Source organism: Comamonas sp. CMM03 (genome assembly GCF_019218715.1).
Lineage (GTDB): Bacteria > Pseudomonadota > Gammaproteobacteria > Burkholderiales > Burkholderiaceae_C > Comamonas > Comamonas terrigena.
On the sequence record NZ_JAHUXB010000001.1, the window covers coordinates 43,161 to 59,691 of the forward strand.

General features: G+C 66.8%; 13 protein-coding genes and 1 riboswitch. Of the genes, 3 read left to right on the forward strand and 10 right to left on the reverse strand.

The features are described from left to right. Positions 1 to 9 precede the first annotated feature (9 nt). From KW830_RS00210 to KW830_RS00225, 4 genes are all read right to left on the reverse strand, one after another. On the reverse strand, positions 10 to 891 hold the full coding sequence (locus tag KW830_RS00210; RefSeq protein WP_218331500.1) for a PoNe immunity protein domain-containing protein: 882 nt from the start codon (positions 889 to 891) through the stop codon (positions 10 to 12). Between the two features lie 105 nt (positions 892 to 996). Further along, positions 997 to 1,803 (reverse strand): alpha/beta fold hydrolase, encoded by an 807-nt coding sequence (locus KW830_RS00215; protein WP_066533895.1) that lies wholly within the window; start codon positions 1,801 to 1,803, stop codon positions 997 to 999. 25 nt (positions 1,804 to 1,828) lie between these two features. Further along, complete coding sequence (locus KW830_RS00220) at positions 1,829 to 2,251, reverse strand: GNAT family acetyltransferase (RefSeq protein WP_218331502.1); 423 nt, start codon at positions 2,249 to 2,251, stop codon at positions 1,829 to 1,831. After that, positions 2,251 to 3,549, reverse strand: a complete 1,299-nt coding sequence (locus KW830_RS00225) for an O-acetylhomoserine aminocarboxypropyltransferase (protein WP_066533892.1) — start codon at positions 3,547 to 3,549, stop codon at positions 2,251 to 2,253. Before KW830_RS00225 ends, KW830_RS00220 begins: the two co-directional genes overlap by 1 nt. Positions 3,550 to 3,802: 253 nt before the next feature. Here KW830_RS00225 and KW830_RS00230 point away from each other — a divergent pair, with 253 nt between their 5' ends. Next, positions 3,803 to 4,273 carry a CBS domain-containing protein gene (locus tag KW830_RS00230; protein WP_066533890.1) on the forward strand — a complete coding sequence of 157 codons (471 nt, stop codon included), beginning with the start codon at positions 3,803 to 3,805 and terminating at the stop codon, positions 4,271 to 4,273. A gap of 83 nt (positions 4,274 to 4,356) precedes the next feature. Here KW830_RS00230 and KW830_RS00235 read toward each other — a convergent pair whose 3' ends face one another. Together KW830_RS00235 and KW830_RS21195 are read right to left on the reverse strand one after the other, a co-directional pair. After that, on the reverse strand, positions 4,357 to 5,898 hold the full coding sequence (locus KW830_RS00235; RefSeq protein ID WP_255578008.1) for a bifunctional diguanylate cyclase/phosphodiesterase: 1,542 nt from the start codon (positions 5,896 to 5,898) through the stop codon (positions 4,357 to 4,359). Then, a complete protein-coding gene (locus KW830_RS21195) occupies positions 5,837 to 6,589 on the reverse strand; it encodes a PAS domain S-box protein (protein WP_255578009.1) in 753 nt (250 codons plus the stop codon). The genes KW830_RS00235 and KW830_RS21195 overlap by 62 nt, the downstream gene beginning before the upstream one ends. A gap of 102 nt (positions 6,590 to 6,691) precedes the next feature. Between KW830_RS21195 and aroC the strand changes: the two genes are divergently transcribed. Further along, positions 6,692 to 7,789, forward strand: a complete 1,098-nt coding sequence (gene aroC / locus KW830_RS00240) for a chorismate synthase (protein WP_066533888.1) — start codon at positions 6,692 to 6,694, stop codon at positions 7,787 to 7,789. Between the two features lie 69 nt (positions 7,790 to 7,858). Here the strand turns inward: aroC and KW830_RS00245 are convergent, their stop codons facing one another. From KW830_RS00245 to KW830_RS00260, 4 genes are all read right to left on the reverse strand, one after another. Next, positions 7,859 to 8,833, reverse strand: a complete 975-nt coding sequence (locus KW830_RS00245) for a VTT domain-containing protein (protein WP_218331504.1) — start codon at positions 8,831 to 8,833, stop codon at positions 7,859 to 7,861. A 193-nt stretch (positions 8,834 to 9,026) separates the two neighbouring features. Beyond that, a complete protein-coding gene (nrdR, locus tag KW830_RS00250) occupies positions 9,027 to 9,476 on the reverse strand; it encodes a transcriptional regulator NrdR (RefSeq protein ID WP_066533885.1) in 450 nt (149 codons plus the stop codon). A gap of 27 nt (positions 9,477 to 9,503) precedes the next feature. Continuing rightward, entirely contained in the window at positions 9,504 to 10,751 is a 1,248-nt protein-coding gene (glyA, locus tag KW830_RS00255; RefSeq protein WP_218331506.1) for a serine hydroxymethyltransferase, read from the reverse strand. Between the two features lie 34 nt (positions 10,752 to 10,785). Next, positions 10,786 to 10,965, reverse strand: a riboswitch (ZMP/ZTP riboswitch). 167 nt (positions 10,966 to 11,132) lie between these two features. Continuing rightward, positions 11,133 to 11,954 (reverse strand): lytic transglycosylase domain-containing protein, encoded by an 822-nt coding sequence (locus tag KW830_RS00260; RefSeq protein WP_066533882.1) that lies wholly within the window; start codon positions 11,952 to 11,954, stop codon positions 11,133 to 11,135. A 715-nt stretch (positions 11,955 to 12,669) separates the two neighbouring features. Between KW830_RS00260 and KW830_RS00265 the strand changes: the two genes are divergently transcribed. After that, positions 12,670 to 16,461: a DUF748 domain-containing protein gene (locus KW830_RS00265; protein ID WP_218331507.1), complete on the forward strand. Its 3,792-nt coding sequence runs from the start codon at positions 12,670 to 12,672 to the stop codon at positions 16,459 to 16,461. The last annotated feature ends 70 nt before the right edge of the window (positions 16,462 to 16,531 follow it).

Consider the following 16,531-nt stretch of genomic DNA (forward strand, 5'->3'; position numbering starts at 1 on the left):
CGCCGCGCGCTACAGGCCGTCCGTGTCCATCTGGTCCCGCGCAAAGTCCACCAGATCGGCCGGGTAGTGCGGGCAGGCGCGCAGCGCCGCATCGTCCCAGCCGTACAGCACCGACAGGGCGCCCACTTCCAGCGCCCAGTAGCCGGTGCCCAGCCAAGGGGCTCCTTTTTTTTGCCGCGCAGGGGATTGGCGGTGGAAGTCGCTGTACTGGGACTGCAGATAGTCCACCAGCGGATCGGGCTGGGCGTCGCCCAACTGGTCAAAGAACGCTGCCAGTGCGCCGTAGGGGCGCTGGTGGAAGAGGTCGTCGCTGGCCTGCTCCAGACCCAGCGCCGCCGCGCTCAGGTAGTCCAGCAGGCGGTCGGTGTCGAAGGCCAGGGCGTGCTCCATCAGGGCGGGTATCTCGTCCGGCACATCCAGGAGGACTGCCAGTGCCATCAGCAGCACGGCATCGCGGTAGGCCGCCGTGCGTGCGGCAAGGGGGGCGGGCACGCCATAAGGGGCATCGGTGGCCTGCGCCATGCTGTAGCGGGCGTGGTCGGCCACGGCGGCCATGTCGCACCACAGCGCGGCAATACCGGGGTAGAGGGCGCGCAGCGCCGCAGCAGGCAGGCCCAGGTCGATGCCATAGACCAGCAACCGGCAGGCGGTGTGCCCTGCAGACTGCCATTGCCAGTAGTTCTCCAGCGCCGCGTAGGCCTGGAACTGCAGCGGTGCCTGGTAGCCCGGTCTGGCGGCAAAGTGCTGCAGCGTGGTCAGGGCCTCCTGCCAGTCGGCTTGCTTGTCGGCCAGATGCAGGCTGCGGCGCGGCTGCAGGTTCGTCAGCGCAAGGGTGGTGGCATGCGCCACGGTGTCGGCGAGCGGATGGGAACGGGGAAAGGCAGCGGTCATGGCGTGCAGTGTGGCAGACCGTGCACGGCTTTTTGGCCGCGGCACCGTGCCTGGCTGCGCACCGCCCCCGGGCCCTGCCCGCCGCAGGCAGGGCCCGGGCCGGGCTTACTTCAGAAAGTCACGGATGGCGAACAGCGTCGGGTCGGGCGATTCCGTCATCTGGTTGTGGCCGTTGGGAATCGTCTGCACCTTCACCGTCTTGCCGGCGGCCTTGGCCGCGTCGACCAGGCCCTTGGCGGCCTTGGGCGGGGTCATCTGGTCCTGCTCGCCCAGCACAAACAGCACCGGCGCGGTGATGGCGCCCATGGCGGCTTCGCCGCCGGCATAACTGTCGCAGGCAGTGAAGCCGGCGTGCAGCAGGTTGACATCGGCATTGCTGGCCAGCACCCGGCGGCCCAGGGCCATGCCGGCGCCAAACACCCAGCTGCCCGCACCGTTGGGTGGGGACAGCGTGGCGCGCGAGAAGGTGTTGACCATGGCGATGGCCTTCTCTGGCGTGTTCAGCGCCGAATCCAGCAGCGCCGGCGCGACCTTCATCGGAAAGGCGGTGCCCACCAGCACCAGGTGGCTGATGCGGTCCTGCAGCCGGGCCGCAGCTTCCATGGCAATCAGGCTGCCCCAGCTGTGGCCCACCAGGGCCGCTTGCTGCAATCCGGCCGCGTCCATCAGCTGGCCGATGAAGGTGGCTGCGTCTTCGACCGACCGGGGGGGCGTGCCGCCGCTCTTGCAGTGGCCGGGCAGGTCCAGGGCCAGCACGTTCCAGCCGTGGTTGGCCATGTAGCGGCTTTGCAGCGCCCAGACGCTGTGGTCGCAGAGCACGCCGTGGATGAAGATGGCGGTGGGTTTGGCGGCATCAAAGGCCTTGCCGCCGGTGTAGGCGTAGATGTCTGCGCCTTGGACTTGGATTCGCATAGTTTTCTCCGAATGGGGGCAGGGCTCAGATGTCCGCAATCAAACGCTTGCCCAGGGTGACCGACTGGTCGTCGGCATAACCCAGGCTTTCGTACAAAGCGATCACGGCCTCGTTGCCTGCGCGTACCTGCAGGTTCAGCTTGGGGCAACCGCGCACGGTCAGCAGCCGCTCGGCGTGCTGCACCAGGCGGCGGGCATGGCCATGGCGTTGGTGGGCCGGGTGTACGGCCAGGTAGTTGATCCAGCCGCGGTGGCCGTCATAGCCGATCATGATGCTGGCCATCAGCCGGCCGCCGGCGTCCACGCCGACGCAGAACAGCTCGGGCGCCACGCTGCGCTTGCGCGCAATGTCGCGGTGGGGATCGTTCCACGGGCGGGTCAGGCCGCAGTCATTCCACAGCTGCACCACCGCTTCGGTATCTGCCGCGTCGAATGGCCGTATCTCCATCACGCCGCCTTTTCAGCGGCCTTCAGCGCGCGCTTGAGGTCGTCGATCAGGTCGTCGGCATCTTCCAGGCCGATCGACAGGCGGATCGTGCCCTGGCCGATGCCCGCTTGCGCCAGCGCTTCATCGCTCATGCGGAAGTGCGTGGTGCTGGCAGGGTGGATCACCAGCGAGCGGCAGTCGCCCACATTGGCCAGGTGGCTGAAGACCTTCAGCGTCTCGATGAATTTCTTGCCCTGGTTGCGGTTGCCGGCAATGTCAAAGCTGAACACCGAGCCTGCGCCGCGGGGCAGCAGCTTGCGCGCCAGGGCGTGGGAGGAGTGGGTCTCCAGCATGGGGTGGCCCACGCGGCTGACCAGCGGGTGGCTGGCCAGGAACTGCACCACCTTTTCGGTGTTGCGCATATGGCGTTCCATGCGCAGCGGCAGGGTCTCGATGCCCTGCAGGATCAGCCAGGCGCTGTGCGGGCTCATGCAGGCGCCGAAGTCGCGCAGACCTTCGCGGCGCGCGCGCAGCAGGAAGGCGCCGGTGGTGGACTCCTCGCTGAACACCATGTTGTGGAAGCCGTCGTAGGGCTGGGTCAGCTCGGGGAAGCGGCCCGACTTTTCCCAGTCGAAGCTGCCGCCATCGACCACGACGCCGCCGATCACCGTGCCGTGGCCGGACAGGAACTTGGTGGCCGAGTGGTAGACGATGTCCGCGCCGTGCTCGAAAGGCTTGATCAGCCAGGGCGAAGTCAGCGTCGAATCCACCAGCAGCGGCACGCCGGCTTCGTGGGCGATCTGGCTGACGGTGGGAATGTCCAGCACATCCAGGCCGGGGTTGCCCACGGTTTCGCCGAAGAACAGCTTGGTGTTGGGGCGCACGGCGGCCTTCCAGCCATCGATGTCGCCGGGCTTCACAAACGTGGTCTCGATGCCGAAGCGTGCCAGCGTGTAGTGCAGCAGGTTCTGCGAGCCGCCGTACAGGGCCGTGCTGGCCACGATGTGGCTGCCCGCGCCCATCAGGGTCGCAACCGACAGGTGCAGCGCCGCCTGGCCGCTGGCCACGGCGATCGCGCCCACGCCGCCTTCCAGTGCCGAGACGCGCTGCTCCAGCACGGCATTGGTGGGGTTGGAGATGCGGCTGTACACATGGCCCGGGCGCTCTAGGTTGAACAGGCTGGCCGCATGGTCGCTGGATTCGAAGACGAAGGAGGTCGTCAGATGGATGGGGACGGCGCGTGCGCCGGTGGCCGGGTCGGGCTGGGCGCCTGCGTGCAGGCTCAGGGTGTCAAAGCCGGGGTCTGAGTAACCGGGCATGGTGTGTCTCCGTCAAAGGGGCAGCGGGGCCGGAAAAGGCGGCTGCAGGCCGTCAAAAAAGCTGCCTGCGGCAGTCAAACCCCCGATGGTGGCATGACGTGGCGCAAAAAGCACGCGCTTGGGCGACTGGGATGGCGATGGCATGCAACGCCTGCGGGTCCGCAGCCCTGCAGCAGCGGCAGAGTCGGCTATATTTCGCCGCAGGGCCTGCCGTGGTGGGCCATGGCATTCACCTGTATCGGAGACACAGAACATGAAAGTGAGCGACATCCTGCGCGTCAAGGGTAGCACCCTGTTTTCCGTCACGCCCAACGAGCCGCTGGCCCGCGCCGTGGAAATCATGGCCGACAAGGACATCGGTTCCCTGGTCGTGATGGAGCACGGCGATGTGGCCGGCATGCTCACCTTCCGCGAAGTGATCCAGGCCATTGTGAAGAACGGCGGCTCCGTCGGTACGCTGCAGGTGCGCAGCGCCATGGACGATGCCCCCCTGACCTGCACCCTGGAAACCGAGATGGACGAGGTGCGCCGCATGATGCTGGAGCGCCACGCCCGTTACATGCCGGTGATGGAGATGGGTGAAGTCAAGGGCGTGATCAGCTTCTACGACGTGGCCAAGGCCGTGGTGGACAGCCAGAACTTCGAGAACACCATGCTCAAGGCCTATATCCGCGACTGGCCGGATGCGCAAAGCGAACGCGAGCAGGCCCAGGGCCAGGCCTGAGACCTGTTTCCACCATGCAAAAAGAGCCTCCGGATGGAGGCTTTTTTGTATCTGCAATGGAGCGCTGCCGGGCCGTGCCGCGCTCAGATGCCCGGATCGTAGGCGGTGGCGGGTGCCGCGGGAGCTGCCAAGGGGGGCTGGGCATGGCCGCCCCGCAGCCAGGTGACCAGGGCCTCGGGCGCCAGCGGGCGGCAGAACAGATAGCCCTGCAGCACCGGGCAGCCCTGCAACTGCAGCCACTGGCGCTGCTCGGCGGTTTCCACCCCTTCGCCCACCACCTTCATGTGCAGGCTGCGGGCAATGCCGAGCACGGAGCGGATCAGCGCTTCGGCCGCCACGCTGTTGCTCAGGTCCTGCACAAAGCTCTTGTCCAGTTTCAGCTCGGAAATCGGCAGGCGGTGCAGATAGCTCAGGCTGGAGTAGCCGGTACCGAAGTCGTCCAGCGACAGCTGCAGGCCCAGGCGGTGCAGGGCATCCAGATTGGCCAGCGTGGCGGGGCTGGCGTCCAGCATCACGCTCTCGGTGATCTCCAGCACCAGGTCCTTGGCGGTGAGGCCGTGGCGGCGCAGCACATCGGCCACGGACTGGGCGAACTGCGGTTCGTGGAAGTTCTTGGTGGACAGGTTGATCGCCACCTGGGGTACCTCCACGTGGTCCGCACGCCATGCGGCCAGCTGGCGGCAGGCGGATTCCATCACCCAGCTGGTGAACTCCTGGATCATGCCGGCGTCTTCGGCCACGGCGATGAAACGCAGCGGCGAGACATAACCCCATTCCGGGTGCTTCCAGCGGGCCAGTGCCTCGACGCCATGCAGGCGCTCGGGCTGGCTGCTGAGCACCTGGGGCTGGTAGTGCAGCTGCAGCTGGCCGTTGTGCATGGCGGCGCGCAGCGCGTGCTCCATGGCCACGCGGTCCTGGGTGAACTGGTTGATGGCCGGGGTGAAGCGCTGCCAGCGCTGGCGGCCCTGCTGCTTGGCTATGTACATGGCCTGGTCGGCATGGCGCAGCAGGGTGTGGATGTCGGTGCCGTCTTCCGGGTAGGCACAGATGCCCACGCTGGCGTGCGGAATATTCACGGCATCGCCAATGGTGAAGGGCTCGGCAATGCGCTCCAGCAGGCGCCTGGCCACGGTTTCGGCCTCGGCGGCGCTGCAGTGGGGCAGCAGCAGCGCGAATTCGTCGCTGGACAGGCGGCCCAGCACATCGCCGGGGCGGGCCGCAGCGCGGATGCGCTGCGCCACTTCGCACAGCAGGGCATCCCCGGCCGCATGGCCCTGGCTGTCGTTGACCAGCTTGAAACGGTCCAGGTCCACAAACAGCAGTGCGCCGGCACGGCCCTGGGCGGCGTACAGGGCGTCGGTGGCGCTGCGGTGGAACATGCAGCGGTTGGGCAACTGGGTCAGCGGGTCGTAGTAGGCCAGCTGGTGGATACGTTCGCGCGAACGCTCGCGTTCCATGGCCACGGTGCACAGGTGGATGCAGGTCTGTGCAATGCGATGGTGCAAGGCGTTGGGACTGCGCGGCTCGCGGAAGTACAGGGCGAACACGCCGATCACCTGGCGGTCATGGTTGAAGATGGGCGAGGCCCAGCAGGCCAGCAGGCCAGCAGGCCAGCAGGCCGGCATCGACCAGGCTCTGCTGCAGGCCCTGCAGCTGCGGCGGGCCCTGGCGCAGATCGGCATCGGTCACCGGCTGGGCCAGGAAGGCGGCCGCGCTGCAGGCGCCCATGTCGGGGGCGCTGTGCATGCCGTCCAGGCGCTCCAGCGCTGCGCGCGGCAGGCTGGGGCAGGCCAGCGGGTGCAGGCAGCCTTGCTCGTCCACCTGCAGCACGCCCACTGCCAGCGCAGGGGCGATGCGCTCCACGTCCCGGCACAGGCTGTGCAGCAGCTGCGGCAGCGGACGCTCATGGGCTGCGTCCTCCAGCGCCTGCTTTTGCAGCGCCTCGAAACGCTTGGAGAAGGTGATGTCGGTGAACACCATGGCTTCACCGGACTGCGGCAGGCGGTTGATGGCCGCCGCCACCCAGATGGCATGGCCGTCGCGGTGCAGCAGCTGCACATCGCCGCAAAAGCGGCCGTGGCGGTCCAAAGCCTCCTGGACATGGGCCGGCAGCGGCGCATGCTGCGGATCCGCCTGCAGCAGCTGCAGCGGGCGCTGGCCGATGGCCTCCTGGGCGCTCCAGCCGAACAGGCGCTCGAAGCCGGCATTGACCTGGCAGGTGCGGTACTGCGTGTCGGTCACGATCCAGGCGGCGTCGCTGCTGTCCAGAAGCTGAAGCAGGGCAGGGCCGGGCACGGGCGCGGAGGGCTGGTTCATGCGGGCGAATGAGGGCGTCGGGATGGCACATGCTAACCCTGTTCAGGGGGACTGCCCATGCTCGCCAGGGGGGCGCCGGATGCAAGGGCATAATCGCCGCCCATGAGCGGCAATACCCTTGGCACTATTTTTACCGTTACCAATTTTGGTGAATCCCATGGACCGGCCATCGGCTGCGTGATCGACGGCTGCCCGCCGGGCATGGAGCTGAGCGAGGCGGACATCCAGAGCGAGCTGGACCGCCGCCGTCCCGGCACCAGCCGCCATGTGACGCAGCGCAACGAGCCCGATGCGGTCGAGATCCTCTCCGGCGTCTACCAGGGGGTGACGACCGGTACCCCGATCGCATTGCTGATTCGCAACACCGACCAGCGCAGCAAGGACTACTCGAACATTTCCGAGAGCTTCCGCCCCGGCCATGCCGACTACGCCTACTGGCACAAGTACGGCGTGCGCGATCCGCGCGGCGGCGGCCGTTCCTCGGCCCGCCTGACGGCGCCCACGGTGGCCGCCGGCGCCGTGGCCAAGAAATGGCTCAAGGAACAGTTCGGTACCGAATTCCGTGCCTGCATGACCCAGCTGGGCGAGTTGCCCATCGCCTTCGAGAGCTGGGAGCATGTGCCCCACAACCCCTTCTTCGCCCCGCAGGCCGATGTGCAGGCGCTGGAAGACTATATGGACGCCCTGCGCAAGGCCGGCGACAGCTGCGGCGCCAAGCTGCGCGTGCAGGCCACCGGCATGCCGGTGGGCCTGGGCGAGCCGCTGTACGACAAGCTGGACGCTGAAATCGCCTATGTGATGATGGGCCTGAACGCCGTCAAGGGCGTGGAAATCGGTGCCGGCTTTGCCAGCGTGGCCCAGCGCGGCACCGAGCACGGTGATTCGCTCAGCCCCGAAGGCTTCCGCTCCAACAACGCCGGCGGCGTGCTGGGTGGCATCAGCACCGGCCAGGATCTGGAAGTGGCGATCGCCATCAAGCCCACCAGCTCCATCATCAGCCCGCGCGAATCCATCGACATCCACGGGCAGAGCACCGAAGTCATCACCAAGGGCCGCCACGACCCCTGCGTGGGCATCCGCGCGGCACCGATTGCGGAAGCGCTGCTGGCGCTGGTGGTGATGGACCATGCGCTGCGCCACCGCGCCCAGTGCGGCGATGTCAGCCTGCCGCTGAACCCCATCCCGGCCGCAGCACCCTGAATCTGCGGCAGCGGCTTTCGCGCTTGCTCCCAACGCCCCACCGGCCTGCGCCGTGGGGCGTTGTGCATTTCAGGAGGCCGCCGGGGCCAGCACCGGGGCAGTGGAGGCCGGGGTGGAGGCGCTGGGCTGCAGCGCCTGCCAGGCCTCGAAGCCGCCTTGCAGGTGGCGGGCATGGACAAAGCCCAGGCGCCGAAGCCGCTGCGCAGCGCGGGCGGCCGTGGCATCGTGGGGACAGGCGCACAGGGTGACGATGGCCGTCTCGCGCGGCCAGTGGCGCACCAGCCGCGGCAGCTGGGCCAGGGTGACGGCATGGGCCTCGGTGATCGGGCCCAGCTCGGCAATCAGGGCCGGGCCGCGCAGATCCAGCAGGCGCGGCGGCTGGGCCGAGGTCTGGGCCTGCCACCACTGCGCCGCGGTGACCGAAGGCATGGCGGCCAGGCGCAGAAACAGCTGGCGGCGCACCAGCTTCCAGCCCAGCCACAGGCCCAGCAGCAGCACGGCCACCACGGCCAGCAGCGGGCCATGGGTGTGCAGCAGTGCCAGGGCCGCGTCCACCTGGCGCCGCAGCAGCCAGCCCAGGCCCAGTGCCACGCCGGCCCACAGCCCGGCACCACTGGCCGCGGCCAGGGTGAAGCGGGGCACGGGCATGCGCAGCACACCGGCCATGGGGGCGGCCACGGCCGAAAAACCGGGGATGAACTTGGCCAGCAGCAGCGACCAGGGGCCCCAGTGGCCAAAACGGTCGGCGGTCTGGCTGATGCAGCTGTCGGGCGTCAGGGAGAGCTTGCACAGCCACGCCAGCACGCGGGTGCCAAAGCGCCGTCCCACCAGATACCAGACCCGGTCGGCCAGCATGGCGGCGAGCACGGCCGTGCCCCACAGCAGCGCCAGCCGCGGGCTGCTGGCGGCCAGGCTGCCGGCCAGCAGCAGCGTGGGCAGCACGGGAACCGGCAGGCCCAGTTGCTGCAGCAGCACATTGGCAAACACCACGCCGGGGGCGTAGAGCGTGAGGGCGGTGCGAAGTGTGAAGGTGTCGATATCCATGGGAGCAGGCAGACCGCCGTGCGGGCGGCTGCAGTCCGCCATGCTACGTGGGGCTTTCTGCCTTGCCTAGGTGTTTGGCATGGAAGACTGTGTTCCAGCGGCGGAACAATCCCGGGGCGGGCCCTGGCCCGGGCAAGAAAAAGCCGCCTCGCACAGGGCGGGCGGCCGGTCGGGGCGCGGTGGCGTAACGGCTTCAGTTGCGCACTTCGTCCACCAGGTGCTTGAAGTCCTCGATGTCCTCAAAGCTGCGGTAGACGCTGGCAAAGCGGATATAGGCCACCTTGTCCAGCTTCTTGAGCTCGTTCATCACCAGCTCGCCGATGCGGCTGGAAGGCAGCTCGCGCACACCCGAGGTCAGCAGCTGTTCCTCGATGCGTTCCATGGCCGCATCCACCTGGCCCGCCGGCACCGGGCGCTTGCGCAGCGCCAGGCGGAACGAACCCTGCAGCTTGCTGCGGTCGTAGTCTATGCGTCGGCCATCCTTCTTCACCACCGCGGGGAAGGCCACATCCGGGCGTTCGTAGGTGGTAAAGCGCTTGGCGCAATCCCCGCACTGCCGACGGCGGCGAATGAAGCTGCCATCTTCGGAGACCCGGGTCTCGACGACCTGGGTGTCCGGGTGGCTGCAGAAAGGGCACTTCATGGCGCAGTCCGTCGGCGGGGCAGCCGCTTACTTGCTGTAGACGGGGAACTTGGCGGTCAGTGCGGCCACCTTGGCGCGCACGGCAGCCAGGTTGGCTTCGTCCGTGGGGTTCTCCAGCACATCGGCCACCAGGTTGGCGGTGATGCGGGCTTCCTCTTCCTTGAAACCACGGGTGGTCATGGCAGGGGTGCCCACGCGGATGCCGCTGGTTACCATCGGCTTTTCCGGGTCGTTGGGGATGGAGTTCTTGTTGATGGTGATGTGGGCTGCACCCAGCGCGGCTTCGGCAGCCTTGCCGGTGATGCCCTTGGCACGCAGGTCCACCAGCATCACGTGGCTTTCGGTGCGACCGGAGACGATGCGCAGACCGCGTTCGGTCAGCGTGTCGGCCATCACCTTGGCGTTCTTCACCACCTGTTCCTGGTAGGCCTTGAACTCGGGGGTCAGGGCTTCCTTGAACGCAACGGCCTTGCCGGCGATCACGTGCATCAGCGGGCCGCCTTGCAGGCCGGGGAAGATGGCGCTGTTCAGGGCCTTCTCGTGCTCTGCCTTCATCAGGATCACGCCGCCACGGGGGCCGCGCAGGCTCTTGTGGGTGGTGGTGGTGACCACGTCGGCGTGGGGCACGGGGTTGGGGTACACACCAGCGGCGATCAGGCCGGCATAGTGGGCCATGTCCACCCAGAAGATGGCGCCGACTTCCTTGGCGATCTTGGCGAAGCGCTCGAAATCGATGCGCAGGGCGTAGGCCGAAGCGCCGGCGATGATGATGCGGGGCTTGTGCTCGCGCGCCAGGGCTTCCATCTTGTCGTAGTCGATGGCTTCGTCGGCGTTCAGGCCGTAGGACACCACGTTGAACCACTTGCCGGACATGTTCAGCGGCATGCCGTGGGTCAGGTGACCGCCTTCGGCCAGGCTCATGCCCATGATGGTGTCGCCGGGCTTGGCGAACGCCATCAGCACGGCCTGGTTGGCCTGGGAGCCGGAATTGGGTTGCACGTTGGCGGCTTCAGCGCCAAAGATCTTCTTGATGCGGTCGATGGCCAGCTGTTCGACCACGTCCACGTTCTCGCAGCCGCCGTAGTAGCGCTTGCCGGGGTAGCCTTCGGCGTACTTGTTGGTCAGCTGGGAGCCCTGGGCTTCCATCACGGCGGGCGAGCAGTAGTTCTCGCTGGCGATCAGCTCGATGTGCTCTTGCTGGCGATGGTTTTCAGCCTGGATGGCGGCAAACAGTTCGGGGTCGACTTTCTCGACGGTATCGGTGCGTTGAAACATGGCAGTCCTGTGAACTTGATATTCCCTTGAATCCAAGGGCTGCCCAGGCGAACGGCTAAACACGCGGCAGGCGATTCCGTGTTGGCGCAGCCTGGGCGGTACGCTCCCCGGTGGTTGTCGGGTCTGGTGCTCATCGGGGAGGAGCGCCACACCGTGGTTCCACGTCAGCGCGGTTCTCGATAAACCGCGCCTATCGCCAGTTGCGTACCCCATTAGTGTAGCGGAGCCAGCGCGGCCCTTGCGGCTTGACCCGCAAGGGCCTGTTTCCAGGCCTGGGTTTGTACCGCCGCAGCGGTGGTGCGTGGCCCTGTGCAGCCCGTGCACCGCGCCCATGAAAAAGCCGGCTTGCGCCGGCTGGAAAAGGTGAAAGCAGAGGGCGGCTCAGTTGACCAGCAGCTTGCCGTCGGCCACTACATCGGCCGCAGCCACGGTGCTGGGCGCGGCTTCCTTGGCCACCAGCGCCGGCTTGGCGGGGGCCGCTGCCGGTGCAGGGCGGCCTGCGATCTGGCGGATGCGTGCATGCTCGGCCAGCACCTTGGAGGCGTAGCCGCCGTCGTTGGGCAGGTTGGCCGCGCCCACGTAGTAGCGCAGACCGCCTTCGAGCGAGCCGGCACGGGCGATGCATTCCTTGAGCACCTTCACGCCCACGCGCAGATTGCTCACCGGGTCAAACGCCGCCAGTTGGCCGCCGAAGTGTTCGTACTTATCGGTGTGCACGCGGGTCATCACCTGCATCAGGCCCTGGGCACCGACGGAGCTCTGGGCAAAGGGGTTGAAGCTGGATTCGATGGCCATGATGGCCAGGATCAGCGTGGGATCGAGCTGGTTGCGTTCGCCCAGCTCATAGGCTTCGGAGACCAGCACCGCCAGCGGCTCGGCGGCCACGCGGTACTTCTTGCTCAGCCAGTACGCCACGGCGGCCTGCTCCTTGGGCAGCTCCGTCGGGTTGGTGGCGGTGGCACGTTCCACGGCATCCGGTTCGACCGGCGTGCCCAGCGTGGCCACCTGGCGCGCCTGCAGCCAGTCGCGCAGCTGGGCCTCGCCGGAGTGGCGCAGGTCAGGGCGGCTGATCAGCAGGATGGCGGCAAAGGCCACGGCCAGACCCAGCAGGGCAAAACCGTTGTGGGTGATTTCAATGAATCCGTCGGCAACGTCCTTGGCGAACGTGCGCAAGCCGGAAACTACCTGTGCAGATGCAGGCATAGCATTCCTTTCGTGGGGGTGCCTATGCGACCGTGGACTCGGAGGTCCGGCGGCTCACAGGGTGGCGCCCAGTGGGGTGGTGCTGCGGTCCATGCAGGAGGAGCGCGGGAGGATCGCGAAAAAGAGCGCGATCAAAAAGCAGCAAAAAACGTCAAAAAAATGACTCAAAGCAAAAGTGGGCGGATTCTAGTGGGGTGCTAAATTCCAGGTCAATACTATCAAAATTATCTGTTATGATTTTAATGTATATAAAAACTGTATGTGCATCCAGTTTTTTGAGGCGGATGTGGTACTCGGCCCCCTGAAGTCCGGGAGATCAGGCTGCAGTGAGCGTTCGCTATCAAACAGATGAAAGAGTTTGTCAGAAACGATTGATTTCGCCGATGGCGGTGATTACATTGGAGTCGTCTGCAACGCGCAGGCATCGCCAGAAACCTCGGAACCCGATTGCCATGGACCAGCTAGGTGCCAGTGGCAGGTGAAGAGGAAGAAAGGCACCATGGAAGCAATCATTGCTTCCGGGCATGCGGGGACGATCCTCTCCCTGATGCTCTAGCGGCACCGGCCTTTGCGCCTGCCGTGAAGCCCGGACGCCGGCATAGCTGGCATCCGGGCTTTCGTGTTTTTGCACTCTTTCACTGTCCAGTGCAGGCAGTTTCTGGTGCAAACACGGCGAACACGATAGATTCCATGCACAAGGAGAAGGTGCATAAGCATGCAATTGCAATTTTGGCGCAGTGCCACGCTGTGGCGCAGGTTGGGGTGGGGTGCGGCTGCGGTCGTGGCGTTGTGGTTGCTCACCTGGCTGAGCTTCCCCTGGGCCGCCAAGCAGCTGATTGAAAAACAAGGCAGCCAGGCCCTGGGCCGGGCGCTGACCGTGGGCAAGGTGGAGTTCTCCCCCTGGACCATGGAGCTGAGCCTGCACGACCTCGCACTGGCTGGAGCCGACGGCCAACCGGAACCTCAGGTTTCCATAGCGCGTATCTATATAGATGCAGAGCTGTCTTCTCTACTGCGCTGGGGCCCGGTGGTGGATGCCATCCAGCTCGACTCCCCCCACATCCGCCTGGCCCAGCTGGAGCCCGGCAAACTGGATATCCAGGACATTCTGGACAAGCTGAGCGCTGACAAGAAGGAAGACAGCAGCGGCGACCTGCCGCGCTTTGCGCTGTACAACATCGAGATCAGCGACGGCCGCCTGGCCCTGCAGGACAAGGTGGCCGGCGCCGACCACCTGCTCAAGGACCTGCAGCTGAAGCTGCCGTTCGTGAGCAGCCTGCCGTCCAAGCGCCAGGTCAAGGTGCAGCCGGAGCTGTCGTTCGACCTCAATGGCAGCCGCTTTGCCAGCGAGGCGCAGAGCACCCCGTTTGCGCAGGACCGCAAGACCGCCGCCACGCTGACGGTGCACGACCTGGACCTCAAGCCCTATCTGCCGTACTGGCCTGCCAGCCTGCCGCTGAAGCTGCAGGATGCCATGCTGCAGGCCCGGATCGACGTGGCCTTCGAGCAGCACACCGACTCCGTGGTGCGCCTGTCCGGCAAGGTGCAGGCCACCGGCGCCAAGCTGCAGGATCTGGCCGGCAAGGACTTGCTGCAGTGGGAAGCGCTGGAAATCGATCTGGCCGATGTGCAGCCGCTGGCCGGCGTGGTGAAGCTCGGCCGTGTCAGCCTGCAAAAGCCCTCGCTGGCGCTGCGCCTGGACGCCAACGGCCAGTTGCTGAAGTTCCCGGAACCCGCCAAGCCCACGGCCGACAGTGCCGCGCCGGCCCCGGCGCAAGCCTCAGCGGCCGTGCCTGCCGCCGCTGCCGCGCCTGCCGCCGCTGCCGCGCCGGCCGCCGCCAGCCAGGGCGCCGCCCAGGCGGCGGCCCCCGCAGCGGCTGCTGGCCCCACACCCTGGAAGATTGAAGTTGCGCAGTGGGATGTGCAACAGGGGCAGGTCAGCTGGACCGATGAAACCCTGAAACCTGCCGCCGAGGTCAAGGTGCGCGATCTGGCACTGTCCGGCCGCCAGGTCACCTGGCCCATGCAGGGTGACAGCCAGTTTGAAGGCCGTCTGGCGCTGGCCGGGTTCGAAGGCGCCTCGCATGCGCGCCTGTCCGGCCACGGCACGCTGGAAGTGGGCCAGGTGGGCGTGGTGCTCGAAGGCGTGCCGTTCGAGGTGGGCCGCGCCTATGTGTCGCAGTTCCTGCAGCCCCTGCTGCGCGCCCGTGCCGAAGGCACGGCCGGTCTGGCCTGGAACAAGGGCCGTCTGTTCGCCGTGGTGCCGGAGCTGGCCGTGCAGAACCTGAGCCTGGGCGAGGACAAGACACCGCTGGCGGCCTGGAAGCGCCTGGCCGTGGAAAACGCCCGCGTCGACATGACGCAGCGCACGGTGCACACCGAGCTGCTGCAACTCGATGCTCCCCAGGTCAAGGTCTCGCGCGACCGCAAAGGCCAGTGGATGTATGAATCCTGGCTGCGCAAGGCACCGGTCAAGGACGCGGCGGTGGCGCCCAAGCCCAAGACCGGTGGCGCAGGCGCGGCCGAACCGGCGTGGACGGTGCTGGCCGAGCAGACCCGCATCCGCGACGGTGTGGTGCTGCTGGAAGACGGCCAGGCGCCGCGTCCCGTGCGCGTGGGCCTGTCCAGCCTGAACCTGGATGTGAAGGGCCTGGACAGCCGCATGGGCAAGGCCCCCATCGACATCAAGCTGAGCACCCAACTGCTGCCGGTCAACACCCGGGGCCTGCTGCGCCCCAGCAAGACCGACGGCAAACTGGACTTCACCGGCCAGCTGCACCTGGCGCCGCAGATGGCCGCAGAAGGCCGCGTCCAGGCCCAGCGCCTGCCGCTGCACCTGTTCGAGAGCTATATGGACGGCGTGGTGAACATGCGCATGCTGTCCGCGCTGGCCAGCTTTGACGGCAAGGTGCGCTATGCCGACGCCGGCGGCAGCCCGTCGGTGCAGGTGCAGGGCAATGCCGGCCTGCACGATGTCTATGTGCAGACCGTGCACCGCACAGGCACGGCCGAGAAGACCACCATGGAAGCCGGCGAAGACCTGCTGCGCTGGAAACAGCTGCAGCTGACCGGTCTGGCACTGGACATGCAGCCGCGCAAGCCGCTGTCGGTGCAGGTGCAGAAAACCCTGCTGCGCGACTTCTTCGCCCGCGTGGTGGTGCAGCCCAATGGCCGCCTTAACCTGCAGGATCTGGCCGGAGCCCCGGACACCGAAGTCGCCGATGCCTCCGCTGGTGGCGATGCGGAGGCCCAAAAGGTGGAATCCAAGACGGGGGGAACCAACACCGCCAGCGTGCAGGTGGCACCTGCGGCGACCGCACCCGACCCCATGGCGCCGCGCATCGTCGTGGGCCCGGTGGAGCTCAAGGGCGGTACGGTGAAGTTCTCCGACTTCTTCATCAAGCCCAACTACACGGCCGACCTGACCGAGCTGTCCGGCTCGCTCAGTGCCTTCTCCTCGGTGGCGCCTGCCGCCGGTCAGCCGCCTTCCATGGCCGATCTGTCGATACAGGGCGTGGCCCAGTCCACCGCCAGTCTGGACATCTCCGGCAAGCTCAACCCGCTGGTCAAGCCGCTGGCGCTGGACATCACCGGCAAGGTGCGCGATCTGGAGCTGCCGCCGCTGAGCCCCTACTCGGTCAAATACGCCGGCCACGGCATCGAGCGCGGCAAGCTGAGCGTGGACGTGCGCTACGAGGTGCAGCCCAACGGCATGCTGACCGCCAGCAACAAGCTGGTGCTGCACCAGCTGACCTTCGGGGATGCCGTGCAGGGTGCCCCGGCCTCGCTGCCGGTCAAGTTGGCGGTGGCCCTGCTGGCCGACAGCCATGGCGTGATCGACCTGGACCTGCCCATCAGCGGATCGCTCAACGACCCGCAGTTCCGCCTGGCCCCGGTGATCTTCAAGATCATCGGCAACATCATCCGCAAGGCGATCACGGCGCCTTTCGCCTTGCTGGCCGGTGCCTTCGGCGGCGACGAGAAGGGTGGCGGCGATGTGAAGTTCCCGGCCGGGGTGGCCACGCTGGATGCCGAAGCCAAGAGCCAGTTGGAGAAGATTGCCAAGTCACTGAAGGACCGCCCGGCCCTCAAACTCACGGTGGCGGGCAGTGCCTCCACCGCGCAGGAAGCCCAGGGCTGGAAAGCCGCCAACCTGGAGGCGCAGATCGCCAAGCAGGGCAAGGGTGATGAGGACGACGCCGCGCTGAGCGACAAGGAGCGCGACAGCCGCCTGAAGTCGATCTATCGCAAGGCGGACATCGAAAAGCCCCGCAACATGGTCGGTCTGTCCAAATCCCTGCCACCCGAGGAGATGCGCAAACTGCTGGTCGAGCAGCTGCCGCTGCCACCCACAGCCATGCAGGAACTGGCCGCGGCCCGTGCCATGGCAGTGCGCAGCTACCTGGGACAGCAGGGCATCGACATGGCCCGTCTGTTCCTGGGAGACTCCAAGGCCGATGGCAAGGAAGCCGGTGCAAAAGCCCAGCTGAGTCTGGCAGTTCAGTAATTCGCTGCAGGCATGGAGCAATAAAGGGGAAAATACGCCCCATGCTCCGCGCATGCCTGTGCACGAGGAG